The organism is Streptomyces boninensis (assembly GCF_048572725.1).
Classification (GTDB): Bacteria; Actinomycetota; Actinomycetes; order Streptomycetales; family Streptomycetaceae; genus Streptomyces; species Streptomyces boninensis.
Genome location: NZ_CP183837.1, coordinates 9,366,981 through 9,391,090, shown reverse-complemented (window position 1 = coordinate 9,391,090; position 24,110 = coordinate 9,366,981). Strand labels below are relative to the sequence as shown.

Below are 24,110 nucleotides of genomic sequence, written 5' to 3'. Positions count from 1 at the left end.
GCCGGGAAAGCTCAGGTCCGCAGGGTCATCGGGTGGTCGCTGGCGGGCGCGATGGACGCGAAGCCGCGGGCCGGCGCGGGCGCTTCGGCAGCAGCAAGGCGGCTGCCAGACCGCCGAGGATGACGACGGCGAGGCCACCGACCATGGCGTCGGCCATGCCGGAGGTGAAGGCGTGGCGGGTGGCGGCGGCGAGTTCGGCGCCGGGCTGTCCGCCGATGTCTTCGGCGATGCGCTGGGCGCCGGTGGCAGAGGCGCGTACGGCGTCGGCCGCCTCCGCGGGCAGCCCGTCCGCGGCCTTGCCGGCCTCGCTGCGATAGGTGGTGTTGAAGATGCTGCCGAGGATCGCGATGCCGAGGACGCCGCCCAGCTCGCGGGTGATGTCGTTGAGGGCCGAGGCCACGCCCTGTTTCGCGGGCGGTAGGGCGGCGACGATGGCGTCGGTGGCGGGAGTCGCGGCGAAGGCGATGCCGGCGCCCATCAGTACGGCCCCGATGCCGATCGGGGCGTATCCGGAACCGGTGTCGAGGGTCGCCATCAAGCCGAGTCCGCCGGCGATCAGCGCCATCCCGAGGCCGACGACCGGCCGCATCCCGAAACGCTCGGCGAGCCGCGGCGCCGGTGGCGAGAACACCATCGCACCCAGCGCGAGCGGCATCATCGCCAGCCCGGCCTCGAACGGCGAATAGCCCAGGATCTCCTGCAAATACTGCAGCCCGAGGAAGAAAAAGCCGAACATCGCCAGCGACTCGGCGGTGATGACCAGCGCCCCGGCGGACAGCCCGCGCAGCCGGAACATCCGCGGGTCCAGCAGCGGATGGCGGCGGCGCAGCTCCCACGGCACGAAGGCGGCCAGCGCCAGCACCCCCACCACGAATCCCGCCACGACGGCCCCCGCGCCCCAGCCGAGCTCCGGCCCCTCGACGATGGCGAAGACCAGCGCCCCGACGCCGACCACGGACAGCAGGCTGCCGCCCGCGTCGAACGGCGCCGCGTGCGGATCCTTCGATGCCGGAGCCCACACCACTACCCCCACCAGGGCCGCGATGGTGAGCACGATGTTGAGTACGAAGACCGACCGCCACGAGTACGCCTCCAGCAGCCCGCCGGCGATCAGCACGGCCGCCATGGCGCCGCCGACGGTGACCCCGGACCAGACCCCGATGGCCCTGCCGCGCTCCTCCGGCGGAAAGACGTGCGTGATGATCGACAGGGTCATCGGCATGACCAGCGCCGCGCCCACGCCCGCCGCCGCGCGCAGCACGATCACCCAGCCCACGTCGTCGGCGAAGACGATGCCCGCCGATGCCGCCCCGAAGAGCACCAGTCCGGCGAGCAGGACGCCCTTGCGTCCGTGGCGATCCCCCAGCGCCCCGCCGGGCAGCAGCAGCCCGGCGAAGACCACGCCGTAGGCATTCACGATCCACTGCAGCTCGGACTCGCTGGCGTCCAGATCCCGCGCGATGTCGGGTACGGCCACCATCAGCGACGTCATCATGCCGACCACCACGGCCAGCGCAAGGCACATCACGGCCAGCACCGTCGTGCGTCGCCCGCCGGTCATGCCCACCACCCCATTCAAACGATCGATTGAATCACTCGTTTCAGTAGAGCACGGTTGCTTGCCCGGATTCAAGCGGTCGTTTTAAATGGGCGTATGGCGCGCAAGAACGAGATCCCCGCAGACACCAAGGACCGCATCCTCGACGCGGCGATCCGACTCTTCGGCGAGCGCGGGTACGCGGCCACGTCACTGCGCGCCGTGACGGAGGCAGCCCAGGCCAACATCGCCGCGGTCAACTACCACTTCGGCTCCAAGGACGGCCTGCTGCGCGCCGTCGTCGGGCGGACCATGGCCCCGGTGAACGCCGAACGGGAGCGGCTGCTCGACCAGTTGACGGCGAAGGGCGCCAAGCCCGGCGTGGATGAGCTGGTGCGGGCGTTCGTGGAGACGGGTGCGCATGTCGTACGGCGGCAGGGGCGCCGCGAGCGCGACGTGGCCCGGTTTCTGGGCCGGGTGATGTTCGAGACGGACCCGGCGGTGCGCCGCGTCTTCGCCGACGAGGTGGATCCGGTCGAGGGCCGCTACCTGGCGGCGCTCATCGAGGCGCTGCCGAAACTCCCGCCGGACGATGTCACCTTCCGCTACCGCGCCATGGTCGGCCTGCTCGCCCTGCACCAGACCGGCGCGCTGGCCGACCTCGCGGGGCCGTCCGCCGATGCGCCGCGCCTGCAGGCGGTGCAGCGGGAGATCGAACGGCTGACGGCTGCCGTCATTGCGATCTTCCGCGCGGCGGCGTAGGGATCTGTGGAGCGTTGGCCTCGGGTATACCCTCCATGGGTATATTGTGGCTCGCGGACTTGGCGCGTTGACCGCTAAGGAACTTAGCAGCTGAAGGAGGTACCCGGTGCTGGTTCTGCTCGGTGTGGTCCTCGGCGGGCTGCTTGCGCTTTACGGGCTGGCTGCCTGGCTGCGCGAGGGGCAGCGGCCGCTGGAGGCGGGGCCGTTCAGTGGCGGGTATCCGGCGCGTGAGCATGCCTTCTCGCGGTTCCATGTGCGCTGGTATCCGGTGACGATGATCTTTCTGGCCTTCGACATGGAGATGCTGTTCATGTACCCGTGGGTGCGGGTGGTGCGGGAGATGGGCACGCCGGCCGTCGTGGAGATGTTCCTCTTCCTGGGGATCCTCTTCGCTGCCGTGGCCTACGCCTGGCGTGAGGGTGCGCTGCGGTGGACTTGAGGCGTGTGGTGCGTAAGTGGGCGTTGAGCCGGCCCGCGGTGCTGGTGGCGACGCTGCCGGGGGCTACTCGGGTGCGGCTGGCCACGGAGGCCGAACTCCGGCGGCGTGGGTGGTCGTTGGCGCAGAGTCCGGCGGCGGCTGACGTCTTGGTGGTGGCCGGGGAGGCTGGGTCGGCGCTGGATGATGCGCTGGGGGCGGTGTGGGGGCAGATGCCGTATCCGAAGGCGATGGTCTTCGTGAGCGGTGTGGATCGGGTGGGGGCGGCCTTGGACGAGGTCGGGAGGGAGCTGGTCGCGGGGACGGGTGCCGGGGTGTGGCCGCGCGGTGACTCTGGGGCGGGGCATGGGGGGCACGAGGACCACGTCGTGGAGCACGACGAGCACGAGGGCCATGCCATGGAGCACGGCCAGCAGCACGATGGCCTCGCCATGGAGCATGGGGCTCATGGCGGCCATGGTGAGCACGGAGGTCATGCCGACCAAGAGCACGCCGCACACGACACTCACATCGATCACGAGGCCCATTGGGCCCATGGCGACCACGGCGGACACGAGACCCACGGCGGACACAACGCCCACGGGGGCCACGGCCACCACCACGGCGGCGTCATCGCGGGGTTGCCCATGGCAGACCGGGCCGACGACCGCGACGGACTGCGGCTCGACCAGCTGCACGTCCCCCTCGGCCCGGTGCTCGCCGACTGGCCGGCCGGGCTGGTCCTGGACCTCGCTCTACAAGGTGACGTAATCCAGCACGCCGAAGTGCGCCACCCCTCCCCCGCCGACCCGCCGAGCCTTCCGTACTGGAACGAACCCTGGCTGCGCGCTGCCCAAGGCGAGCGCGTCAGTCGCGGATCCGCCGAGCGGCGGCGCTGTGCTGCTCATCTCGACAGCCTCTCCCGGCTGCTGGCCGTGGCCGGATGGCCCGACCCCGCCGCCCGCGCCCGCCGGCTGCGCGACGCGGCGCTCGGTGGGGCGACCGCCGCCGAGCTCACCAGGGACGTACGCACCCTAGCTCGCCGGGTACGGCGTTCCCGCACGCTGCGGCGCCTGACCGCAGGCCTCGGCCCATTGCCCGCCGCCCGCGCTCGCGAACTCGGCGTGACCGGCCCGGCGCTGGCCGCCGACGGCGACGGCGACGGGCACTGCAACGCCCACGACACCCACGACCGGATCATCACCTGGCTCACCCAAGTCGAGCACAGCGCAGCCGCCGCCGACGACAAAGCCCCACTCCCGCCCGGAGCGATGGACGGCCCACGCGGACAGCTGGACAGCCACCACCCACCATCCGCCGCCCTGCTCTCCGCCCTGCCCGCCCTGCTCGAAGGCTCCGAGTTCGCCGCCGCCCGCCTCATCGTCGCGAGCCTCGACCCCGACCTCGACGAACTACGGGCGGAGGCCCATGTCTGACACCGCCCCCGCGTGGGCGACGGTGCTGCTGCCCCTCGCCCTCATCCTCGCCGCCCTCGCCGCCGCCGGCTTCGACGCGGTCCTGACCGTCGCCGCCGAGCGCGGCGGGCGCGCCTCGCTCCGCAACGCGACCGCGCCGCTGCGCAAGGGAGTCCGCCTCCTCGGGCAGCAGACCCGGCGCACCACCGCCGATGACCCGTGGCTCGGCCGCATCGGCATCGCGCTCGTCCCGGTCGCCGCCGTGCTCGCCGCCGCCGTACTCCCCTGGGGCTACAACTCCCTCACCGACCCCGTCGTCGGCGTGGTCTGGTTCAACGCCATGGAGGCCCTGGCCTGGGCCGCCGTCTGGCTGGCCGGCTGGGGCCCCAACTCGGCGCTCTCACTCATCGGCGGCTACCGCTTCCTCGCCCAGGGACTCGCGTACGAACTCCCGCACATGTTCGCCCTGACCACAGCCGCACTCGGCGCCGAGTCCCTCCGCGTCAGCGAAGTCGTGGACGTCCAGCAGGGCCTCTGGTTCGCGGTCTGGATGCCGGTCGCCTTCGCCGTCTACCTCCTCAGCGCCCTCGCGATGTCCTTCTGGGGCCCGTTCGACCACCCCCTCGGGCGCGACATCGCAGGCGGCGCCGTCGCCGAGCACAGCGGAGTCGACCGGCTCGTCCTCCTCGGCGGCCGATGGATGCTGCTCGTCGTCACCGCGGCATTCAGCGTCCCCCTCTTCCTGGGCGGCGGGCACGGGCCGCTGCTGCCCGCCTGGGCGTGGACGCTGATCAAGACCGTGGCGGTGCTGGGCCTGCTCATTGCCGGGCGGCGCTTGCTGCCGACGCTGCGGATGGATCGCTACATGGAGTTCGCGTGGATGGTGCTGGTGCCGCTGACGCTGCTGCAGGCCCTGTTCGTCGCCGTCGTCGTGCTCAACCGATAGCCGGAGGGAGGTCAGTTCATGCTTGATGACATCGTCTTCTGGACGCTGGCGGGGCTCGCGGTGGCGAGCGGCGTCATGGTGTTCCGCTTCGACTCCATGGCGCGGGCCACGTATTCGCTGCTGCTATCGCTGCTGTGCGTCGGCGGGATGGTGATCCAGCTCGGTCTCGACTACCTCGGCGTCGTGATCATCCTGATGATGACGATCGAGATGGCCATCATGGCCGTGTTCATGGTGATGTACATGATGAATCCGGCCGGCCTGATGCCGATGTCCATGCTCCACAACAAGCGCGGGGCAGCGGCCATCTGCGCGCTCGTCTTCGCTCTCCTGACCGCCGGCAGCCTGCTCGCACCCTGGCCGGCGCGCAGCGGCAAGCCCGACGACGACCCCACGATGGCGCTCGGCGAGTCGCTCATGGGGCCGCACATGCTGACCATGATGACCCTTGGCTTTTCCCTGTTCAGCACCATCGTCGCCACCGTCGTGCTGGCCACCCGCCGCGGCCGCTACGACCGCTTCGGCGATGACCTGCGGTCGCGCCCGGCCGCCGATCCGGTACGGGGAGGAGTCGGCCGATGACCCTCGAACTCTTCCTCGTCGCGGCCTCCGCCCTCTTCAGCATCGGCCTCTTCGGGGCGCTGACGCAGCAGTCGATCGTGATGCTGATGATGGGCCTTGAGCTGATGCTCGGCGGCGTCATCCTCGCCGCGGCGGCCATCTGGAAGTACGTCGCCCCCGCCGCGACCGACGGCCAGGTGCTGATCGTGCTCGCGGTCACGGTGATGGCGGTGGAGATGGCGATCGGGTTCGCCGTCGTCACGGCGATGTTCCGGACGCGCGAGGTCGACATGACCGACGAGGCCGCGGAGTTGAAGGAGTGAGCGCGCTGCTGTGGGCGCTGGTCGCGGTGCCGCTCGCCTCCGGGACCCTGCTCGCCGTATGCGGGCGGCGGGCCGATCGGTACGCGCCCGGCCTGGCGACGATCGCCGCCGCTGCCGCCGTCGTACTCGCCGTCCTCGCCGCCTTCCGGCACCCGTCCGCGACCGCCCCGCTGCTGGCGGGCGCGCCCTTCGGTCTGGCGGTGGACGGGCTGTCCGGGCTGATGGTGGTGACGGTCAGCGTCATCACGCTGCTCGTGCTGATCTTCAGCACCGCCGACATCGGCGCGGACGAGGCGCGTGCGCGCTTCTACGGGCTGATGCTGCTGTTCGGCGGCGCGATGCTGGTCACCGTCACCGCGACCACGCTGCCCGCGCTGCTCATGGGGTGGGAGGTCATGGGCGCCACCTCGTGGGCGCTGATCGGCTATTGGTGGCGTGATCCGGTACGGGTGGAGGCGGCCGGGGTCGCCTTCATCACCACCCGTACCGCCGACCTCGGGCTCTATCTCGCCGCCGGGGCCGCGCTCGCGGGCGGCCAGGCGGGGGCGCTGTCGCTCGGCGGGCTCGACGGGCTGGGCGGTCCCTGGCCGCACCTGGTCACGGCGGGCGTCATCGTCGCCGCGCTGGGCAAGTCGGCGCAGCTGCCGTTCAGCTTCTGGCTGTCCAGGGCGATGCAGGGGCCCAGCCCCGTATCGGCGCTGCTGCACTCCGCGACGATGGTGGTGGCCGGGGCGTATCTGCTGATCCGGCTGCGGCCGCTGCTCGCCGCGTCCGGGTGGGGCGACGACCTGGTGGCTTGGACGGGGGCGGCGACCGCGCTCGTCCTCGGCTTGGTCGCCGTCGCACAGACGGATCTCAAGCAGCTGCTCGCCGCGTCCAGCTGTGCGCAGATCGGCTTCATGGTGCTGGCGGCGGGAGTTGGTGCGGCCACCGGCGGGACGTTGCAGCTCATGGCGCATGCGGCGGCGAAGAGCCTGGCCTTCCTTGTCGCCGGCTTCTGGCTGACCTGGCTCGGCTCGAAGGCGCTGCCCGAGCTGCGTGGCGCCGCGCGTCGGCACCCCGTGGCCGGGGCCGCGTTCACGGTGGCCGCGCTCGGACTGGCCGGGGTGCCACCGCTGTCGCTGTGGGCGGCGAAGGATGTGCTGCTCGCCGGGGTGCTCGAGCACAGCCCGGTGTTGTACGCGGTGGGGCTGGCGGCGGCGGTGGTCTCGGTTGCGTACAGCGTCAAAGCCCTGTGGTACGTGTGGCGGCCGGCGCCGGCTGCTGAGCCCGCGAAGACGGCACCGGCCGCCCCGGCCAGCGGCAAGCAATTGCCGCCGCCCGCCGTACTGCTGCCTTTCGCCGTGCTCGCGCTCGCGGCCGTGGGGCTGGCCGTCCTGGCGCTGCCCGGCCCGCGGGCCGCGGTGGGCCGGGTCCTGGGTGTGACGGGGGAAGCGACTCCCCATGCCTGGGAGTTCGCCCTGTCCGCCGCCCTCGCACTCGCCGCCTCCGCGGCCGCCTGGGCCTGGGGCGGACGCCGCACGCCGATCCCAGCGGGCCTCGCCTCCTGGGCCTCCGCATGGCTGGGCCTGGAGGCAGCGGCCCGTACCTTCCTCGTGCGCCCGACCCGACAACTGGCCGCCGGCCTCGCGGCCTTCGACGACCGGGTTCTCGACCGCGGCGTCGATGGCCTGGCCGGCGGAGCCGTCCGCCTCGCCGCGGCCGTCAACCGCCGTGTGGAGGCCGCCGTCGACGCTTCGGTCGAAGCCCTCGCCACCGCCACCCGCGCCCTCGGCCGCCTCGCCCGCCGCCCCCAGACCGGGCAGCTGCACCAATACCTCGCCCAGGCCGTCGCGGCCTTCACCGTCCTCGCCGTCGTCTTTGTCCTCGTGAGGTGACCGGACCCTTGCTTACGGCCATCATCCTGCTCCCCGCCGCCGCGGCCGGGCTGCTCCTGTGCCTGCCACGCTCGACACCGAACCGGGTGTTCCTCGGCGTGTGGCTGGCGGCCTCAGCCGCGGTGCTCGCGCTGACCATCGCGCTCTGGGTGAGATACGACAACGGCGGCGGCATCCAGTACGAGACGAACGCCCGCTGGATCCCCAGCGCCGGCATCAGCTACCACATCGGCGTCGACGGCCTGTCACTCCCGCTGCTCGCCCTCACCGCCGTGCTCTTCCTCGCCTGCGCGCTCTACGCGCTGCGCGAGACCCGCCGCGTACGCGAATTCGCCGCGCTCTTCCTCTTCCTGCAGACCACCTGCCTGGGCCTGTTCGCCGCGCTCGACCTGATCCTTTTCTTCGTCTTCTTCGACCTGTCGATCGTCGCGATGTACTTCATCATCGCGGGCTGGGGCCACGCCGGCGCATCCCGCGCGGCGATGAAGTTCTTCCTCTACACCTTCCTCGGCTCGCTCATCCTCCTCCTCGGCTTCATCGGTCTCTACCTGGCCGCCGACCCCCACACCTTCGACATCGTCGAACTCTCCCGCCAGAACCCCCTCGCCGGCCGCTCCGTCTACGGCGCCCTCGTCCTGCTCGCGCTCGGCGTCGGCCTGGCGGTGAAGACCCCGACCGTGCCGTTCCACACCTGGCTGCCGCCCGCGCACACCGAGGCCCCGGCGGCGGGCTCGGCGATCCTGGCCGGAGTGCTGCTGAAGATGGGCACCTACGGATTCCTGCGCATCGCCATGCCGCTGCTGCCGGAGTCCTGGCGCTCGTACGCCCTCGTCTTCGTCGTGGTCGGCGTCGTCTCGGTGCTGTACGGCGCCCTGGTGGCGCTCGCCCAGACCGACTTCAAGCGCATGATCGCGTACACCTCGGTCAATCACATGGGTTACATCATCCTGGCCATCGGCGCCGCGGCCGCCTCCGGCGCGGACACCGCCGACGCCCGCCGCCTGGCCGTGACCGGGGCGACGTACCAGATGGTCAGCCACGGCCTGCTGACCGGCGCGCTCTTCCTCCTCGCCGGTGTCCTGTACGAGCGCGGCCGCACGTACGACATGGGCGCCTACTCCGGCGTCGCGAACCGCGCGCCCGTCTTCGCCGCCTTCACCGGCATCGCCGTCTTCGCCTCTCTCGGGCTGCCGGGCTTCGCCGGGTTCATCGCCGAGTTCCAGATCCTCGCGGGCAGCCTCGGGCCGCGCCCGGTCGCCACCGGCCTGGCCGTGCTCGGCATTCTGCTGACCGCGGCGCTGCTGCTGCGGGCGCTGCAGCGGATGTTCCTCGGGCCGCTGAGGCTGCCCGACGCACCGGGCGCGGGGCGGCCGTTCCCGGACGTACGGGCTCATGAGACGGCGGCGATCGCGCCGCTGCTCGTGCTCGCTGTCGTCCTCGGGCTCTTCCCGCGCTTCGTCCTCGACGTCATCGAGCCGTTCTCGCGCGGCGTGCTGGAGCTGCTCGCGCGATGAACGAGATGACCGGGACCGAGAATCCCGCCGACCTGCTCCCCGAGGTGATCCTCGCCGCCTCCGCGGTGCTCGGGCTGCTGCTCGGCGCCTGGCTGCCGCGGCACCGGCAATGGCTGGTCGGCGCGCTCGCGTGCGCGGCCTGCGCCGCCGGGATCGTGGCGGCCGCGGTGGCCGCGGCCGGGGATCCCATGACGGCCTTCTACGGCGCCTTCGCCGTCGACGCGGTGACTTCGACGAGCCGCATCGTCATCCTCGGCGGCACGCTCATCGCGCTCGCGCTGAGCTTCAGCGCCTTCCGGGCGGACAAGCGCGAGAGCGAGTTCTACGTACTCCTCCAACTCGCCTCGCTCGGCGCCCTGATGCTCGCCGGTGCCCAGGACCTTCTCCTCCTGGCCGCCGCGTACCTCCTCGCGAGCGTGCCCGCGTACACCCTCGCCGGCTTCCGCAAGGACGCGCCCGGCACGGAAGGGGCGCTGAAGTACTACATCACCGGCGCGCTGCTCGGCGTCGTGATGCTCGCGGGCATCACCGTCCTGTTCGCCGCCGGCCGGGCCAGCGCGTACCCGGCACTCGCCGAGGCCCTGCCCACCGCCTCCACGGCGCTGGTCTCGGTGGGCGTCGTCGGGCTGCTGGCCGGTGTGCTCTTCAAAGCGGGCGCCGTGCCCGGCCACTTCTGGGTCCCGGACGCGATCCAGGGCAGCGCGCCACCGGTCGCCGCGTTCCTCACCACCCTCCCCAAGATCGGCGCACTGGCCGCGCTCTATCGCCTGGCCGCGGTGCCCTTCGCCGATACGGACATCCCGTGGCCCGCGCTCCTTGCCGTCCTGGCCACCGCGTCCATGACGCTGGGCAACCTGGCCGCCTTCTTCCAGACCGACGTCAAACGGCTCCTCGCGTACTCCACCATCAGCCAGGTCGGCTATCTGCTGCTGCCGGTGGCCGTGGCCGTACGCAGCGATGACGCCCAGCCCGCCCTGCTCTACTACCTTGCCGCCTACGCCCTCACCAACCTCGGCGCCTTCGCCGTCGTCTGCGCCCTCCCGCACGCCCACACCCTCGCCGACTACCGCGGCCTGCTGCGCCGCCACCCCTGGCTCACGCTGAGCCTGATCGTCTGCCTGCTCGGCCTCCTCGGCACCCCGCCCACCGCGGTCTTCCTCGGCAAGCTGCAGATCTTCACCGCGGCCGTGGACGGCGGTTATGCGTGGCTGGCGGTGGTCGCGGCGATCAACACCGTCGCGTCCCTCTTCTATTACCTGCGCTGGATCTACCCGGCGGTGTCCGGCACCGCGGCGGAGAGCACGAAGCACGTCGTACGCCCCGCCGCCCTCCTCGCCTACGCCGCCGCGGCCGCGTCCGTGGCGCTGGGAGTGGCGGGCGGGCCCGTACTCGATCTGCTGGACGGGCCGCTCGCCCGCTGACAGCCTCTCAGCGGTCGTCGGAGGCCAGGGCGAACAGCGCCAGCGCCGCGACCTGTGCCGCCGCGGCGCCCAGCGGCAGCGCGCCGCTGCCCAGCGTGCCGAGCAGCAGTCCGCCCGCGGCGCCGCCGCCCGCCACGCCGAGGTAGACGGCGCTGCTGTTCAGCGCGAGGGCCTCCGATCCCGCCGGGCCGGCGAGCCGGAGCAGGCGGGCGCTGGCCGCCGGTGGGATCCACCAGGCGGCTGCCTGCCAGAGCAGGATGAGCGGCAGTACGAGGGCGAGCGGCGCCGGGCGCAGCGGCCAGCAGGCCGCCAGTCCGAGCATGATGGCGGCGAACGCGCCGCATCCCACCACCAGCGCCCGCTCCGCGCCCCAGCGGTCGGCGGCCGGGCCGCCGAGCTGCCCGCCGACCAGCCCCGCGATGCCGACGAGGACGAAGATGACGCCGAGGCCGGTGGGGCCGATTCCGGCGAGGTCGCGGAGGTAGACCGCGAGATAGGTGAGGACGGCGAGGTTGCCGAGGACGGCGAAGGCGGTGGCCGTCAGCCCCATGAGCAAGGCGGGGCGGGTGAGCGGCGCCAGCCGGTCCTTCAGCCGCAGCCGCACGCCGCGCGGCGGCTCCGGCAGAGTGACGTAGACGCAGATCAGCGCCGCCGCCCCCAGCAGGCCGCCGAGCACGAACGCGCCCTGCCAGCCCGCCACCGCGCCGGCCCAGGCGCCTAGGGGGACGCCCAGCAGCAGTGAGGTGGTGAGACCGCCGAGCACCAAGCTGAGGTAGCGGCCCTGGCGCTCCGGCGGCGCCAGGGCCGCCGCGGCGCCGAGCGCGCCGGGCACCACCACGGCCGCCGCGAGGGCCGCGAGCACGCGCAGCGCCATGAGCAGCGGGAACGCGGTCACCAGGGGCATGGCGAGGTTGGCGGCGGTGAACACCGCCAGGGCCGTGGTGAACAGCGGGCGGCGCGGCCAGCGGGCGGTGACGACGGCGGCCACCGGGGCGGCCAGCGCGAAGACCAGCGAGAAGACGGTGACCAGCTGCCCGGCCGTGGACTCGCTGACGTGCAGGTCGTCGGCGAGCCCCGGCAGCACCGCGGCCACCAGGTAGTCGTCGGTGGAGAATGCGAAGGTCGTCAGGGTGAGCGCGAGCAGCCAGCCCGGCAGCGGCGGCGAGCGGCGCAGCAGACGAGAGGTGGTGGTGGATACGGGAGTGGCCGTGTCGTTCTTGTCCATGCCATAAAGGTAACAGTCGTTACCCTTATCAAAGCCACCGGTTTTCCTGATCCGGCAGGAGCCCCATGCCCCGTACGCCCGACCCCGCCCGCAAGACCGCCCTGCTCGACGCGATCGTCGACTACCTGACCGTCCACGGCCTCGGCGCCCTCTCCATGCGCCCGCTGGCCAAGGAGCTGGGGCAGACCACGCGGGTGCTCACCCACCACTTCGCCGACAAGGCGGAGCTGCTGGCCGCCGCCCTGACCAGGCTGGACGAGCGACAGCGCGCCTGGCTCGCCGAACTACCGGGCGCGGACGGCACGCTGCCCATGAGCGAGGTGGTCAAGGCCACCTGGGAGTACCACCTCACGCCCGAGCACCTGCCCTTCACCCGGCTGATCCACGAGATCGAGGGCCTGGCGGCCGGCGACCGCCTCTCCGGCGCCGCCTCCCGGCTCCTCGCCGACCGGGTGGAGTTCGTCGCGGGCTGGTTCCGCGACCGGGGCGTGCCGGAGGCGGACGCCCGGGACTACGCCACGCTGCTCAACGCGACCTTCGCCGGGCTGCAGATCGACATGCTCAACACGGGCGACCGCGAACGCACCACCGCTGCCCTGCACCGCCTTGCCGAGCAGACCGACACGTGGGTGGCCCGGCACGCACGTACAGGACGGTGACTCAGGAGGCGACTGCCTCGATCTAGCTCGCCTCCGTACGGAACGCCCGCGCGGTGCGCGCCGCCTGGGCCGCGACGCCGGGGATGCTGGAGGTGATGAAGGAGCCGCCGCCGGTCAGGTCGCCGACCACGTGTATGCGCGGGTCGGCGGGGAGCAGGCCGCCGGCCGGGTGCGCCGTCGCCAGGCCCGCGCGCACCAGGGACCCCGCCAGGTCACCCGCCCGGGGCGGCGTCGCGTGCGCCGACGGGTTCACGGCGTTGAGGACGTAGTCGGCCGTGCGGTCGCCGCCCGCGTCCCGGATCCGGAAGCGGCCGCCCTCCGGCTCGATGGCGCGGAGGCAGGCGGCGACGGCGAGTTGGCCGGTGTCGAGCAGTCGCAGCAGCACGGCCGCGTTCACCGGCACCATGGGGGAGGCCACGCTGGCGGCCGTACGGAAGTGCCGCCGCAGCAGCGTGCGGTCGGCCTCCGGCAGCAGCGGCCACGCGAACGGGCCGACCGAGTGTGCCGCCTCCTGCACCACCCGGCGGCCGATCCGCGGGTCGTCGATGGCGGCGAACTGCCGCCGCAGCCGCTGCACCGGGTCCTCCACGGGAGCCCGCAGCAGGTCGGCGGCGAGCGCCTCGAAGTCCTCGCCCGCGTCCGCCAGTTCCGTACGCAACAGGCCGATGAGGTCGTCGAGCCCGACCTGCCCTCGCGTGCGGTGCAGCTCCGCGACGCGCTCGGCGGTCAGGTGCGCCGGGCGGCGGCCGGTCGGGCGCTGCCAGACGTGCGGCAGCATCCCGCTGCGCGAGTGCAGCGTTATCCGCCCCTGATGGCCGCGCGCGGCGAGAGCCACGACGACGTCCACGGCGGTCAGTCCGCTGCCGAGTACCGCGACGCGGCCGTCGACGGGGATCGCGTCGAGGGTGTCCGCGAGCGGGTACGGGTCGGCGGTGAAGCCGGGAGCGCCGGCGAGGTCGTACGGGTCCGGGGGCGTGCCGCCGCCGACGCAGAGCGCCACGTGGGTGGCGCTGTGGTCCCGGGTCGCGTGCGTGTCCGCGTCCTGTGCGCGCAGTACGAACCCGGCCGCCGAGCGGGCGATCCCCGTGACGCGGGCGGCCCGGACGCGGACCGTCCAACCCCGCTCGGCCAGGGCCGCGATGGCCTTCTCCGCGGTGTGCGCCAGGTACTCGCCGTACAGCGCCCGCGGGACGAGCGGCTGGCCCAGCCGCTCGTCCATGTGGTCGGCGCCGCGGGTGCCGAGCCAGGTCGCGTAGTGGCCGAAGTCGCCGTGCCGGACCGACATGATGGCGGGCGGCACGTTCACCAGCACCGCGTCCAGGTCCCGCCCGTACGGCCGCCCGCGCCACAGCTGCGGCGACGGCTCGAAGACCGTGATCGTGCCGGCGCCGCCCGCGCCGGGGCCGTCTTCCGCCACTGACAGCGCGTCCAGGAGGCCCACGGCGGCCGCGCCGCCTCCGACGATTGCGAGGTCCATGATCTGTCTCTCCGTTGGTCGAGTGCGTCCGGCGCGGCAATCCGCCGGATGACCTCGACCCTCGCCGCCCGCGGCGTGCGCTCCCATCCCGCACCGGAGGGTGATCGGCGGGGAATGACCCCCTCAATCGAGGGGTTGGCGGAAGAGCAGGGGCCGCGCAGGGTGAGCGGCGGAGGGGATGCGCATGACCGATCGACGCCAAGCCGTGCTGGCGGCTGCCGGAGCGGCCACCGATGCCGTCGGGCTCTTCGACCGCGTCTCCGCGGGATTGCGCCGTACGGTCCCCTTCCACTCGGCCGTGTGGACGGCCGCCGACCCGGAGACGGGGCTGATCACGGCGCCGATGGTGGTGCAGAACCTGGGCTCCGGCGAGCGCTGCGCCGAATACTGGGAGAGCGAGCTGCTGCAGGAGAACGTGGTGCCGTTCCGCGACCTGGCCCGCGCCCCGGTGCCGGCGGCCGGGCTGCGGGCGGCGACCGGCGGACTGCCCGCGCGCAGCGCCCGGTTCCGGCGGCTGCTCGCGGACCAGGGCGTGCACGACGAGCTGCGCGCCGTGCTGCGGATCGGCGACCGGCCCTGGGGGCTGGTCAGCCTGTTCCGTACCGACAAGGACTTCGGCCCCGACGAGGTCGAGCTGCTCGCTCGTCTCTCCCGGCCGCTCGCCGAGCAACTGCGCCGCTTCGCCGGGCCGCCCGCCGCCGGTCCGCGCACCGACTCCCCCGCGCCAGGCCTGATCCTCTTCGACGACACCGGCGCGGCCCTGTCGGCCAACGAGGAGGCGCGACACCACCTCGCCCTCCTCCCCGACGGCCCTTCCTACCCGACCCAACTGGGGCTGCGGCTACCCATCTGGCTGATCGGCACGGCCCTCCAGGCGCGCGCCATCGCCGACGGCCGCGACGACGGCGACGCCCGGCTACGGATCCGTACGACCGAGGGCCGCTGGCTGAGCTGCCACGCCTCCTGCCTCACCGCCGCCGACGGCGCTCCGGGCCCGGTGGCGCTCGTCATCGAACCGGCGACTCCGGCCGACCTGGCGGTGCTGATCGCCGACGCGTACGGCCTGACGGAGCGCGAGCTGCAGATCACCCAGCTCATCGCCCGCGGCATGGCCACCGCCGAGATCGCCACGATGCTCTTCATCTCCCCGCACACCGTCCGCGACCACCTCAAGGCCGTCTTCGCCAAGGCCGGCGTCTCCACCCGCGGCGAGCTTGTCGCCCGCCTGTTCACCGAGCATTACTGGCCCGCGATGCGCAAATAACCACCACCGCGTCATTACATTCGGAACCTCTAAGTGAAGCCGTTGCGGGGGTTTTGTGTTGATGCCCTGTGACATGCACAACACGCTTTCGTGGAACCGAATTTGACACCCCTCGTGAGCCCGGACTTATACGGCGAATGCTCATCAGGTCAGCACCCTGCAAAACTTCTTGAGCATCCCGCTGACTCACACCAGCGACTAACGTGCTGCTAGCTTCTGCCGCCGGTTTCCCCTACCCCCGAAGGAGCCGGCATGCACCTTTCCGCGATTCCTGTGAACGATTTCACGTATGGCCCGATAACCCCGATCGTGGCCTACGCGGCCGCCTGTCTCGGCGCCGCGCTCGGCCTGCGCTGCACGCTGCGCGCCATGACGCACACCACCACCGCGCGCGCCCGCTGGCTGGTTCTCGGTGCCGTCGCACTCGGCACCGGCATTTGGACGATGCATTTCATCGCTATGACCGGATTCAGCATCGAATCCATGGACATTGACTACGACGTCCCGGTCACCTTCGCCAGCCTCGCGGTGGCCATCGTGGTAGTCGGCATCGGCGCGTTCGTCGTCGGTTACGGCGGCCGGGGTCCCGTACCGCTGCTTTGCGGCGGCGCCATCACCGGCCTCGGCGTCGCCGCCATGCACTATCTCGGCATGGCGGGGATGCGCTTCGCCGGACATATCTCGTACGACACCACGATCCTGGTCGCGTCCGTCGTGATCGCCGTCGTCGCCGCCACCGTCGCGCTCTGGCTGGCCGTCACCGTGACGAACTTCGGCGCCGCCATCGGCTGCTCCCTCATCATGGGCGCCGCCGTCTCGGGCATGCACTACACCGGCATGGCCGCCCTGCAGATCACCGCCGCCCCGGGCGTCGGCGACGCCGGCCGGCAGCCGGTCGCCGTGCTCGCGCCGATGCTGGTGGGGCCGGTGCTGCTGCTGTTCTTCGTCGGGCTGATGGTCTCCATGGATCCGATGGACCGGGAGCAGTGGCGCTCCGAGCGCAGCAAGCACAAGAAGCGCAGCCAGCCCGAGCAACACGTCGAGACCACTGCTTCACAACCTCACCGCAGCACCCCCACGCCACGCTGAGCACGCTCTCCCCAGCAGCGTCTCCCCCACGGAAGGTCCCGCCGCCACCATGTCCAGCCCCGCCGCCACCGCCGCCGGTCTGCGCATCATGCTCATCTCCAGCGCCTACAACAGCCTCACCCAGCGGATGGACGCCGAGCTCACCGACCGCGGACACAGGGTCGCGTCGCATGTCGTCGAGGACGACTTCGGCCTGCGCGTGGCCGTCGCCCAGCACCGGCCGCAGCTGATCATCGCGCCGATGCTCAAGACCGCGCTGCCGGCGGACATCTGGAAGGCGGCGGTGTGCCTGATCGTGCATCCGGGGCCGGTCGGCGACCGCGGTCCCTCGTCGCTGGACTGGGCCATCACCGAGGGCGCCGAGCGCTGGGGCGTCACCGTGCTGCAGGCGGTGGAGGAGATGGACGCGGGCGACATCTGGGCGACGGTGGAGTGCCCGCTGCCGCCGGTGGGCAAGAGCGACCTCTACCGCGGCGAGATCGCCGACGCGGCGCTGGCGGCGGTGCATCTGGCCGTCGACCGCTTCGCGTTGCGCACCTACGTGCCCGAGCCGCTGGACCGCGCCCTCGCCGCCCGCGCGGGCACCGCCGCGGTGACCGGCACCCTCAAGCCGTACCTCCGGCAGCACGCCCGCCGCATCGACTGGACCCACGACACCACCGCGACCGTGCTGCGCAAGCTGCGCGCGGCCGACTCGTTCCCCGGCGTGCTGGACACGCTGGACGGCCGGGAGTTCTTCCTCTACGGGGGTCACGAAGAGGAAGCGCTCCGCGGCCGGCCAGGCGAGCTGCTGGCCCGGCGGGCGGGCGCCGTCTGCCGGGCGACGGCGGACGGGGCGGTGTGGCTGACGCAGCTGCGGCCGCGGCGGAAGCCGGGCGGCCCGGCCACGTACAAGATGCCGGCCACGATCGCGCTCGGCGCGAAGGCGGCCAAACGGCTGCCGGAGATCCCCGCGCCGCTCGGCGCCGGGCCCGGCACCTGGGCGGACATCCGCTACCGGGAGCGCGACTCGGTCGGCTACCTGAGCTTCTCGTTCCCGTCCGGCGGGATGAGCACGGCCCACTGCGCGCGCCTGCTCCAGGCGTACGAGCAGGCCCGCTCCCGCCCGACCAGCGTGCTCGTGCTGGGCGGCACCCGGGACTTCTTCTCCAACGGCATCCACCTCGGTGTGATCGAGGCGGCCCCGTCCCCGGCCGACGAATCATGGCGGAACATCAACGCCATGAACGACCTCGTCCACGCCGTCCTCACGACGACGGACAAGGTCACGATCGCCGCCCTCGGCGGCAATGCCGCGGCCGGCGGCGTCATGCTGGCGCTCGCGGCGGACGAGGTCTGGGCGCGCGAGGGCGTCGTCCTCAACCCGCACTATCGCAAGATGGGCCTGACCGGCTCGGAGTACTGGACGTACACGCTCCCGCTGCGCGCAGGCGTCGACCAGGCGCGCGAGCTGCTCAACGACGCCCGCCCCGTAAGCGCCCTGCGAGCCCGCGAAATAGGCCTGGTCGACTACGTGATCCCGGCCACCCCTGACGCCTTCCCGGCGGAGGTCGAGACGGTCGCGGCCCGCATGGCCGCCTCCCCCGAACTCACCGCCTGGCTCCGCGGAAAGGCCCACCAGCGAGCCAAGCACGAGGAGGCCCGCCCCCTGTCCTCCTACCGCGAAGCCGAGCTGGCGAAGATGCGCCGCATCTTCTACGACCAGGAATCCGAGTATCACCGTCTGCGGTACGCATTCATGCGCAAGCTGTAGCCGTTCTCGGAGAGTGAGACGGCGGGGCCGGCGGCTGCCGTACGGCGCCCACCTGGGGATACGATCGATTCCTCCCTCTCCTTGGAGTTCGCATGACTCTTCTGACGACCTGGCCCGAGTCCGGGCCCGGCACCGTGACGCGGCGTACCTCCGCGCCCGCCGAGATCAAGGAGGCGCTGGCGCCGCTCGGGGTGCGGTATGAGCAGTGGCCGGTGCGTGAGGATGTGCCTGCCGACGCCGACAGCGACACCGTGTTCGCCGCGTACGGGACCGAGATAGACAAGCTCAATGCGGAGGAGGGCTTCACCACCGTCGACGTCCTCGGGCTGCATCCGAGCGACGACCCGGAGTTTCCCGCGAAGGCGAAGGCCGCGCGGGAGAAGTTTCTGCAGGAGCACACGCACGACGACGATGACGAGGTCCGCTTCTTCGTCTCGGGCTCCGGCATCTTCTATCTGCACGTGGGCGGCGAGGTGCACGCCGTGCTGTGCGAGAAGGGCGACCTCCTCGGGGTGCCGCGCGGGACCACGCACTGGTTCGACATGGGCACCAGCCCGTCGTTCACGGCGATCCGCTTCTTCCACGAGGAGGACGGCTGGATCGGCAACTTCACCGGCGACCGGATCTCCGACCGCTTCCCGGACTACGACACGATCGCGGCCGGGCACCTGGCGTGAGCGTTCGGTTCGACGTGGATGCCGTGGTGCTCGACATCGAGGGCACCACGAGCGCCACCGGGTTCGTGGTGGATGTGCTTTATCCGTATTCGCGGGCCCGTTTTGCGGCGCTGCTCGCAGAGCGCGGTGGTGAACCCGAGGTCGCGCGCGCGGTCGCGCAGGTCCGGGAGCTGCTCGGCGAGCCGGATGCGGACGCGGCCCGTATCGAGAAGGCGCTGGGCGGCTGGCTCGACGAGGACCGGAAAGCCACGCCGCTGAAGACGCTCCAGGGGATCATCTGGGCCGAGGGCTTCGCGCGCGGTGACCTCGTCTCGCATTTCTACGACGACGTGCTGCCGGTGCTGCGCGCCTGGCACGCGGCGGGTGTCCAGCTGTACGTGTACTCGTCCGGGTCGGTCGCCGCGCAGCGCTCATGGTTCGTCAACAGCCCCGACGGCGACCTGCTGCCGCTCGTCAGCGGCCTGTACGACACGGAGAACGCCGGGCCCAAGCAGGAGCCCGAGTCGTACCGCCGCATCACCGCCGCCCTCGGCGACGTCCCCGCGGACCGCACCCTCTTTCTCTCCGACCGGCCGGGCGAGCTCGATGCGGCGCGCGCCGCGGGCTGGCGCACCGCCGGTGTCCGGCGGCCCGGAGAGCCGTATTACGAGCAAGGCGTCGGCGACCACCCCGAGGTGGGCACCTTCGACGAGATCACCCTGAGCACGAGGAGCCCGCAGTGAGCACGACCTCCGCCTCCACTACCTCTCAGCTGCATGAGGCCGGGGCGATACTCGCCGCCGAGTCGGCGCGGTTCGCGTCGTTCGGCTGGATGCGCGGCACATCAGGCAATCTGTCGGCCGTCCTGTCCCGCGACCCGCTGCGTCTCGCGGTCACCGCCAGCGGTCGCGACAAGGGTGAACTGACGCCCACGGACGTGGTGCTGGTCGATGAGCTCGGCGCGGCGGTGGAGGGCGGCAAGCCGTCCGCGGAGGCCGCGCTGCATGCCCGGGTCGCGGCGCTGACCGGCGCCAACGCCGTCGTTCATGTGCACACGGTGGCCTCCGTGGCGATGGGCAGGCGCGAGCCCGGCGGCATTGTCTTCCGGGACCTGGAGATGCTGAAGGGTGTCGGGCAGCCCGCACACGACACCGAGGTGACGCTGCCGGTCATCGCCAACAGCCAGGACATGACGGTGCTGGGCGACCGCCTGGAGGCGGCGCGCAGCGAGCGGATGCCGGCGGTCGTGGTCGCCGGGCACGGGCTGTACGCGTGGGGGGACTCGCCGCAGCAGGCGCGGCACCACACGGAGATCGTGGAGTGGCTGCTCGAACTCGCCCTCACCGACCGGTAGTCAGACGAGCCGCTCCCCCGGCAAATCGCCCGCCGACACCTCCAGCACCCCGCGCTCGGTGACCAGCCCGGTCACCAGGCGCCCCGGCGTCACGTCGAACGCCGGGTTGTGGCCGCGCGAGTCCGCGGGTGCGGTACGGACCCCGCCCCACTCCAGCACCTCGTCCTCGCCGCGCAGTTCGATGTGGATGGCGCCGCCGTCCGGCGTCTCCAGGTCCACCGTCGTGGTCGGCGCCGCGACCAGGAACGGGATCCCTGCATCCGCGCAGGCGAGAGCGACCCCCACGGTGCCGACCTTGTTGGCCGTATCGCCATTGGCCGCGATGCGGTCCGCCCCGACGATCGCCGCGTCCACCTCACCGCGCAGAATCGTGCCCGCGGCGGCGCCGTCGGCCTGCACGTAGTGCGGGATGCCCTCCTGGACCAGCTCCCAGGCGGTCAGCCGCGCGCCCTGGAGGAGCGGCCGGGTCTCATCGGCGTACACGATCTCCACCAGACCGCGGGCGTGCAGCTCGCGGATGACGCCGAGCGCGGTGCCCCAGCCGGCGGTGGCGAGCGCGCCCGTGTTGCAGTGCGTGAGGAGGCGCAGCGGCCGGTCCGCGCCCACCTTCTTGACCAGCCAGTCCGCGCCATGGGCGCCCATGGCGTGATTGGCCTCCACGTCCTCGCGCTGCACGGCGGCCGCCTCGGCGAGGACGGCGTCGAGGCCGTCGTCGATACGGGCGGCGACCCGGTCCACGCACACCATCAGGTTCACGGCGGTCGGCCGCGCCGCCCGGACCCGCGCGACCTCGGCCCGCAGCCGCGCGGCATCCCAGCTCTCGCGCTCGCCCTGCAGCAGCGCGAGGGCGACCCCGTACGCCCCGGCGGCGCCGATCGCGGGCGCGCCGCGCACCACGAGCCGCTGGATGGCGTCCACCAGGGCGTCCACGTCGCGGATTCGGCGGATCTCCGTGCGGTGCGGCAGCGCGGTCTGGTCGATGAGGGCGAGGGCGTCGCCGGTCCACTCCACCGCGCGTAGTTCCTGGGACATGCGCGAAACCGTACATGACCTGGAGGAACCACAGTTCGAGACGCTCGCGCAGCAGTGCGGGGAGCAGTGCTACTCTCCTGCTCCGCCGCGCCGTGACGACAGAACCGAGGAGGGACCGTGCTGCTGACAATGCGCCGTTTCCTCGACTACGGCCGGTGCGCAAGCGACGCCTGTCGCGGCTGATCCGCTCCCCCGCGCGCCCGCCCTGTTCCCCTCTTCCCTCCGCTCGACGCCATCAGGTCCGGAAGGTCCCCGCCATGCCTCGTAGAATCCGCCCCTTGCAGTTCGCCGCTCTGGCCGCCGGTGCGGCCCTCGTGATGACGGGCTGCAACGCCGCCGCAAAGAAGGACGATTCGGACGGGGCGGGGGGCAAGGGGTCCAAGGCCTTCACGCTCGTGACGCCGGATCCGGTCGGCCAGAACGAGTTTCTGAAGCTCGCCGTGACCGGGGTGAAGGCGGCGGCGAAGGCGAACGGCGGCTCGTCGAAGGTGTACCAGAGCTCGGACACGGCCTCGCAGCAGCAGAACCTCAAGGCGGCGGTGGACACGGCGCCCGATACCGTCGTCCTGGTCGGGTTCGAGTTCGCGGACGCGGTGGCGCAGCAGGCGGAGGCGCACCCGAAGCAGCAGTTCCTGATGGTCGACGCGTGCACGAAGAAGCCGTACAAGAACGTCGCCTGCGCCGTCTTCCGCGAGCACGAGGGCGTCTTCCTCGCGGGCGCCGAGGCGGGGCTGCTGAGCAAGAGCGGCAAGGTCGGCGCGGTGGACGTGCTGGACACGCCGCAGTTCCGGCGCTACAGCGACCCGTTCGCGGCCGGGGCGAAGCACGTGGACAAGAAGGCGCGCGCCAGCACCCGCTTCGTCGGCGGCCAGTCGCCCTTCGACGACTCGGCGCGCGCCAAGGAGCAGGCCGGTTCGCTCATATCCAAGGGCACCGACCACATCATGGCGGCCGCCGCGGCCGGCAACTACGGCGTCTTCGAGGCGGCCAAGGCCAAGGGCGTCTTCGCCTACGGCGTGGACGTGAACCAGTGCCCGTCGGCGCCCGGCACCGTGGTCGACAACGTGGTGAAGCGGACCGACGTCGCCGTCCGCGACGGCATCAAGCACATCCTCGCCGGCGACGCGGGCAAGACGGTGTCGTACGGCCTCAAGGAGGGCGGCATCACGCTGACCGGCCTCGAGGACGGCCTCGCGTCCTCGAAGTGCGTGATCGCGAAGCACAAGGACGTACTCAAGAAGATCACCGCGCTCCACGACGACATCGTGTCCGGGAAGCTGAAGGTCGATGACCCCGCCGCCGCCTGACGAGGCCGCGCCCGCCTTTGAACTCGTCGGCATCAGCAAGGAATACCCCGGCGTCCTCGCCAATGACCGCGTCGACCTGTCGGTGCGGCGGGGCGAGATCCATGCCCTGATGGGCGAGAACGGTGCGGGCAAGTCCACGCTGATGTCCATCCTGTACGGGATGCTGCCCCCGGACTCCGGGTCCATCAAGGTCGACGGGCGTGAGGCGTCCTTCGCGTCGCCGGGCGATGCGATGGCCGCCGGGCTTGGCATGGCGCACCAGAGCTTCAAGCTCTTCGACTCGCTGACGGTCACCGAGAATGTCGTGTACGGCGCCGAGCCCCGCCGCTTCGGCTTTGTCGACCGGGCGGCGGCGCGCCGCCGGGTGGCCGAGCTGGTCGAGGCGCACGGTCTCACGGTCGATCCGGACGCGCGCGTGGGCGACCTGCCGGTGGGCGTGCGGCAGCGGGTGGAGATCCTCAAGCTGCTGCATCGCGGCGCCCGTACGCTCATCCTGGACGAGCCGACCGCCGTGCTGACGCCGTCGGAGGCCGACGCTCTGTTCACGGTGCTCCGCTCCCTTGCCGCCGAGGGCCGTACCGTCGTGCTGGTCACGCACAAGCTGCGCGAGGTCCTGGAAGGCAGCGACAACGTGACGGTGATGCGCGACGGCCGGGTCGCCGCCCGGCTGCGTACCGCCGACACGACGGCGGAGGAGATAGCGGCGGCGATGACGGGGCGGGCCGTCGACCTGGACCGGATATACGAGCCCGGGGCGCCGGGCGACGACATTCTGCAGGTCTCCGGGCTGTCTGCGGCCGGCGTGCACGACGCCGAACTCGCGGTGCGGGCGGGCGAGATCGTCGGCATCGCGGGGGTGGCGGGCAATGGGCAGAGCGAGCTGGTCGAGGCCCTCGCCGGGCTGCGCCCTGTCACCGCCGGGCGGGTCACCCTCTCCGGCCGCGACATCACCCATGCCTCGGCGGCCCGGCGGCGCGTCGAGGGCCTCGCGTACGTACCCGAGGACCGGCACGCCGTGGGCACCGCGCCCGCCGCCTCCGTGGCCGACAACCTGGCGATGGGCCATCACAGGACCGCCCTCTCCCACCGGGGCATGCTGCCGCCCAAGACGGTGCGCGAGCACGCCCGCGCTCTGATCGAGCGCTTCGGTATCAAGGCGTCGTCGCCGCAGGTGGCCGCGAGCGCGCTGTCCGGCGGCAATCTGCAGAAGCTGCTCATCGGGCGGGAGATCGCGCATGACGCGCCGCTGCTGATCGTCGAGCAGCCGACTCGCGGCGTCGACATCGGTGCCGTACAGACCATTCACGAGCAGCTGATCGCCCACCGCGACGCGGGGCATGCGGTGCTGCTGGTGTCCGCGGAGCTGAGCGAGGTGCGCGGGCTCGCCGACCGGGTGCTGGTGATGTACGAGGGGCGGATCGTGGCCGCGTATCCGAAGGCGGAGGCGGATGAGCGGGCGCTGGGGCTCGCGATGGCCGGTGGGCTTTCGGCGGCCGATGAGCCCGTGGCGAAGGGGGCCTGAC

The 24,110-nt window shown here is 72.2% G+C and carries 22 protein-coding genes; 18 read left to right on the top strand and 4 right to left on the bottom strand.

Annotated features, from left to right (window positions below; all coding sequences use genetic code 11):
- Window positions 1–25: 25 nt before the first annotated feature.
- Window positions 26–1,561 (bottom strand): MFS transporter, encoded by a 1,536-nt coding sequence (locus tag ACNNMR_RS42305; RefSeq protein WP_420000073.1) that lies wholly within the window; start codon window positions 1,559–1,561, stop codon window positions 26–28.
- 93 nt (window positions 1,562–1,654) lie between these two features.
- Here ACNNMR_RS42305 and ACNNMR_RS42300 point away from each other — a divergent pair, with 93 nt between their 5' ends.
- The 9 genes from ACNNMR_RS42300 to ACNNMR_RS42260 all read left to right on the top strand — a co-directional run bounded on the left by ACNNMR_RS42300 (window position 1,655) and on the right by ACNNMR_RS42260 (window position 10,771).
- Window positions 1,655–2,299, top strand: a complete 645-nt coding sequence (locus ACNNMR_RS42300) for a TetR/AcrR family transcriptional regulator (protein WP_420000072.1) — start codon at window positions 1,655–1,657, stop codon at window positions 2,297–2,299.
- A gap of 106 nt (window positions 2,300–2,405) precedes the next feature.
- A complete protein-coding gene (locus tag ACNNMR_RS42295; RefSeq protein WP_420000071.1) occupies window positions 2,406–2,738 on the top strand; it encodes an NADH-quinone oxidoreductase subunit A in 333 nt (110 codons plus the stop codon).
- Window positions 2,729–4,150, top strand: a complete 1,422-nt coding sequence (locus ACNNMR_RS42290; protein WP_420000070.1) for a hypothetical protein — start codon at window positions 2,729–2,731, stop codon at window positions 4,148–4,150. Before ACNNMR_RS42295 ends, ACNNMR_RS42290 begins: the two co-directional genes overlap by 10 nt.
- On the top strand, window positions 4,143–5,075 hold the full coding sequence (locus ACNNMR_RS42285) for a complex I subunit 1 family protein (protein ID WP_420000069.1): 933 nt from the start codon (window positions 4,143–4,145) through the stop codon (window positions 5,073–5,075). Before ACNNMR_RS42290 ends, ACNNMR_RS42285 begins: the two co-directional genes overlap by 8 nt.
- Window positions 5,076–5,093: 18 nt before the next feature.
- Window positions 5,094–5,657, top strand: a complete 564-nt coding sequence (locus ACNNMR_RS42280; RefSeq protein WP_420000068.1) for an NADH-quinone oxidoreductase subunit J — start codon at window positions 5,094–5,096, stop codon at window positions 5,655–5,657.
- Window positions 5,654–5,959: an NADH-quinone oxidoreductase subunit NuoK gene (nuoK, locus tag ACNNMR_RS42275; RefSeq protein WP_420000067.1), complete on the top strand. Its 306-nt coding sequence runs from the start codon at window positions 5,654–5,656 to the stop codon at window positions 5,957–5,959. Before ACNNMR_RS42280 ends, nuoK begins: the two co-directional genes overlap by 4 nt.
- Window positions 5,956–7,836, top strand: coding sequence for an NADH-quinone oxidoreductase subunit L (locus ACNNMR_RS42270; protein WP_420000066.1), 1,881 nt, complete (start codon window positions 5,956–5,958; stop codon window positions 7,834–7,836). Before nuoK ends, ACNNMR_RS42270 begins: the two co-directional genes overlap by 4 nt.
- Window positions 7,837–7,844: 8 nt before the next feature.
- On the top strand, window positions 7,845–9,350 hold the full coding sequence (locus ACNNMR_RS42265; protein WP_420000656.1) for a complex I subunit 4 family protein: 1,506 nt from the start codon (window positions 7,845–7,847) through the stop codon (window positions 9,348–9,350).
- Between the two features lie 5 nt (window positions 9,351–9,355).
- Complete coding sequence (locus ACNNMR_RS42260; RefSeq protein ID WP_420000655.1) at window positions 9,356–10,771, top strand: NADH-quinone oxidoreductase subunit N; 1,416 nt, start codon at window positions 9,356–9,358, stop codon at window positions 10,769–10,771.
- Window positions 10,772–10,778: 7 nt separating this feature from the next.
- Here the strand turns inward: ACNNMR_RS42260 and ACNNMR_RS42255 are convergent, their stop codons facing one another.
- Window positions 10,779–11,996, bottom strand: coding sequence for an MFS transporter (locus ACNNMR_RS42255; RefSeq protein ID WP_420000065.1), 1,218 nt, complete (start codon window positions 11,994–11,996; stop codon window positions 10,779–10,781).
- A 65-nt stretch (window positions 11,997–12,061) separates the two neighbouring features.
- On the opposite strand from ACNNMR_RS42255, the gene ACNNMR_RS42250 reads away from it, so the two are divergent.
- Window positions 12,062–12,655, top strand: a complete 594-nt coding sequence (locus ACNNMR_RS42250) for a TetR/AcrR family transcriptional regulator (protein WP_420000064.1) — start codon at window positions 12,062–12,064, stop codon at window positions 12,653–12,655.
- A 22-nt stretch (window positions 12,656–12,677) separates the two neighbouring features.
- Here ACNNMR_RS42250 and ACNNMR_RS42245 read toward each other — a convergent pair whose 3' ends face one another.
- The gene (locus tag ACNNMR_RS42245; protein ID WP_420000063.1) at window positions 12,678–14,132 is read right to left on the bottom strand and encodes an FAD/NAD(P)-binding protein; all 1,455 of its coding nucleotides are present in this window, start codon (window positions 14,130–14,132) and stop codon (window positions 12,678–12,680) included.
- 184 nt (window positions 14,133–14,316) lie between these two features.
- Between ACNNMR_RS42245 and ACNNMR_RS42240 the strand changes: the two genes are divergently transcribed.
- From ACNNMR_RS42240 to mtnB, 6 genes are all read left to right on the top strand, one after another.
- Complete coding sequence (locus ACNNMR_RS42240; RefSeq protein WP_420000062.1) at window positions 14,317–15,396, top strand: LuxR C-terminal-related transcriptional regulator; 1,080 nt, start codon at window positions 14,317–14,319, stop codon at window positions 15,394–15,396.
- 252 nt (window positions 15,397–15,648) lie between these two features.
- A complete protein-coding gene (locus ACNNMR_RS42235; protein WP_420000061.1) occupies window positions 15,649–16,485 on the top strand; it encodes an MHYT domain-containing protein in 837 nt (278 codons plus the stop codon).
- 49 nt (window positions 16,486–16,534) lie between these two features.
- On the top strand, window positions 16,535–18,238 hold the full coding sequence (locus ACNNMR_RS42230; RefSeq protein WP_420000060.1) for an enoyl-CoA hydratase-related protein: 1,704 nt from the start codon (window positions 16,535–16,537) through the stop codon (window positions 18,236–18,238).
- Window positions 18,239–18,330: 92 nt separating this feature from the next.
- Entirely contained in the window at window positions 18,331–18,915 is a 585-nt protein-coding gene (locus ACNNMR_RS42225; RefSeq protein WP_420000059.1) for a 1,2-dihydroxy-3-keto-5-methylthiopentene dioxygenase, read from the top strand.
- A complete protein-coding gene (mtnC, locus tag ACNNMR_RS42220; protein ID WP_420000058.1) occupies window positions 18,912–19,637 on the top strand; it encodes an acireductone synthase in 726 nt (241 codons plus the stop codon). The genes ACNNMR_RS42225 and mtnC overlap by 4 nt, the downstream gene beginning before the upstream one ends.
- Window positions 19,634–20,248: a methylthioribulose 1-phosphate dehydratase gene (mtnB, locus tag ACNNMR_RS42215; protein WP_420000057.1), complete on the top strand. Its 615-nt coding sequence runs from the start codon at window positions 19,634–19,636 to the stop codon at window positions 20,246–20,248. Before mtnC ends, mtnB begins: the two co-directional genes overlap by 4 nt.
- Here the strand turns inward: mtnB and mtnA are convergent, their stop codons facing one another.
- Entirely contained in the window at window positions 20,249–21,280 is a 1,032-nt protein-coding gene (gene mtnA / locus ACNNMR_RS42210; RefSeq protein WP_420000056.1) for an S-methyl-5-thioribose-1-phosphate isomerase, read from the bottom strand.
- A gap of 257 nt (window positions 21,281–21,537) precedes the next feature.
- Here mtnA and ACNNMR_RS42205 point away from each other — a divergent pair, with 257 nt between their 5' ends.
- Both ACNNMR_RS42205 and ACNNMR_RS42200 read left to right on the top strand, forming a co-directional pair.
- A complete protein-coding gene (locus tag ACNNMR_RS42205) occupies window positions 21,538–22,587 on the top strand; it encodes a BMP family ABC transporter substrate-binding protein (RefSeq protein ID WP_420000055.1) in 1,050 nt (349 codons plus the stop codon).
- Window positions 22,568–24,109, top strand: coding sequence for an ABC transporter ATP-binding protein (locus ACNNMR_RS42200; RefSeq protein ID WP_420000054.1), 1,542 nt, complete (start codon window positions 22,568–22,570; stop codon window positions 24,107–24,109). The genes ACNNMR_RS42205 and ACNNMR_RS42200 overlap by 20 nt, the downstream gene beginning before the upstream one ends.
- The last annotated feature ends 1 nt before the right edge of the window (window position 24,110 follow it).

Excerpts from the sequence above, each read along its gene's own strand:
- ACNNMR_RS42305 (WP_420000073.1), bottom strand. The coding sequence starts at position 1,561 with ATGACCGGCGGGCGACGCACGACGGTGCTGGCCGTGATGTGCCTTGCG.
- ACNNMR_RS42300 (WP_420000072.1), top strand. The coding sequence starts at position 1,655 with ATGGCGCGCAAGAACGAGATCCCCGCAGACACCAAGGACCGCATCCTC.
- ACNNMR_RS42285 (WP_420000069.1), top strand. The coding sequence starts at position 4,143 with ATGTCTGACACCGCCCCCGCGTGGGCGACGGTGCTGCTGCCCCTCGCC.
- ACNNMR_RS42280 (WP_420000068.1), top strand. The coding sequence starts at position 5,094 with ATGCTTGATGACATCGTCTTCTGGACGCTGGCGGGGCTCGCGGTGGCG.
- nuoK (WP_420000067.1), top strand. The coding sequence starts at position 5,654 with ATGACCCTCGAACTCTTCCTCGTCGCGGCCTCCGCCCTCTTCAGCATC.
- ACNNMR_RS42260 (WP_420000655.1), top strand. The coding sequence starts at position 9,356 with ATGACCGGGACCGAGAATCCCGCCGACCTGCTCCCCGAGGTGATCCTC.
- ACNNMR_RS42255 (WP_420000065.1), bottom strand. The coding sequence starts at position 11,996 with ATGGACAAGAACGACACGGCCACTCCCGTATCCACCACCACCTCTCGT.
- ACNNMR_RS42250 (WP_420000064.1), top strand. The coding sequence starts at position 12,062 with ATGCCCCGTACGCCCGACCCCGCCCGCAAGACCGCCCTGCTCGACGCG.
- ACNNMR_RS42245 (WP_420000063.1), bottom strand. The coding sequence starts at position 14,132 with ATGGACCTCGCAATCGTCGGAGGCGGCGCGGCCGCCGTGGGCCTCCTG.
- ACNNMR_RS42240 (WP_420000062.1), top strand. The coding sequence starts at position 14,317 with ATGACCGATCGACGCCAAGCCGTGCTGGCGGCTGCCGGAGCGGCCACC.
- ACNNMR_RS42235 (WP_420000061.1), top strand. The coding sequence starts at position 15,649 with ATGCACCTTTCCGCGATTCCTGTGAACGATTTCACGTATGGCCCGATA.
- ACNNMR_RS42230 (WP_420000060.1), top strand. The coding sequence starts at position 16,535 with ATGTCCAGCCCCGCCGCCACCGCCGCCGGTCTGCGCATCATGCTCATC.
- ACNNMR_RS42225 (WP_420000059.1), top strand. The coding sequence starts at position 18,331 with ATGACTCTTCTGACGACCTGGCCCGAGTCCGGGCCCGGCACCGTGACG.
- mtnA (WP_420000056.1), bottom strand. The coding sequence starts at position 21,280 with ATGTCCCAGGAACTACGCGCGGTGGAGTGGACCGGCGACGCCCTCGCC.
- ACNNMR_RS42205 (WP_420000055.1), top strand. The coding sequence starts at position 21,538 with ATGCCTCGTAGAATCCGCCCCTTGCAGTTCGCCGCTCTGGCCGCCGGT.
- ACNNMR_RS42200 (WP_420000054.1), top strand. The coding sequence starts at position 22,568 with ATGACCCCGCCGCCGCCTGACGAGGCCGCGCCCGCCTTTGAACTCGTC.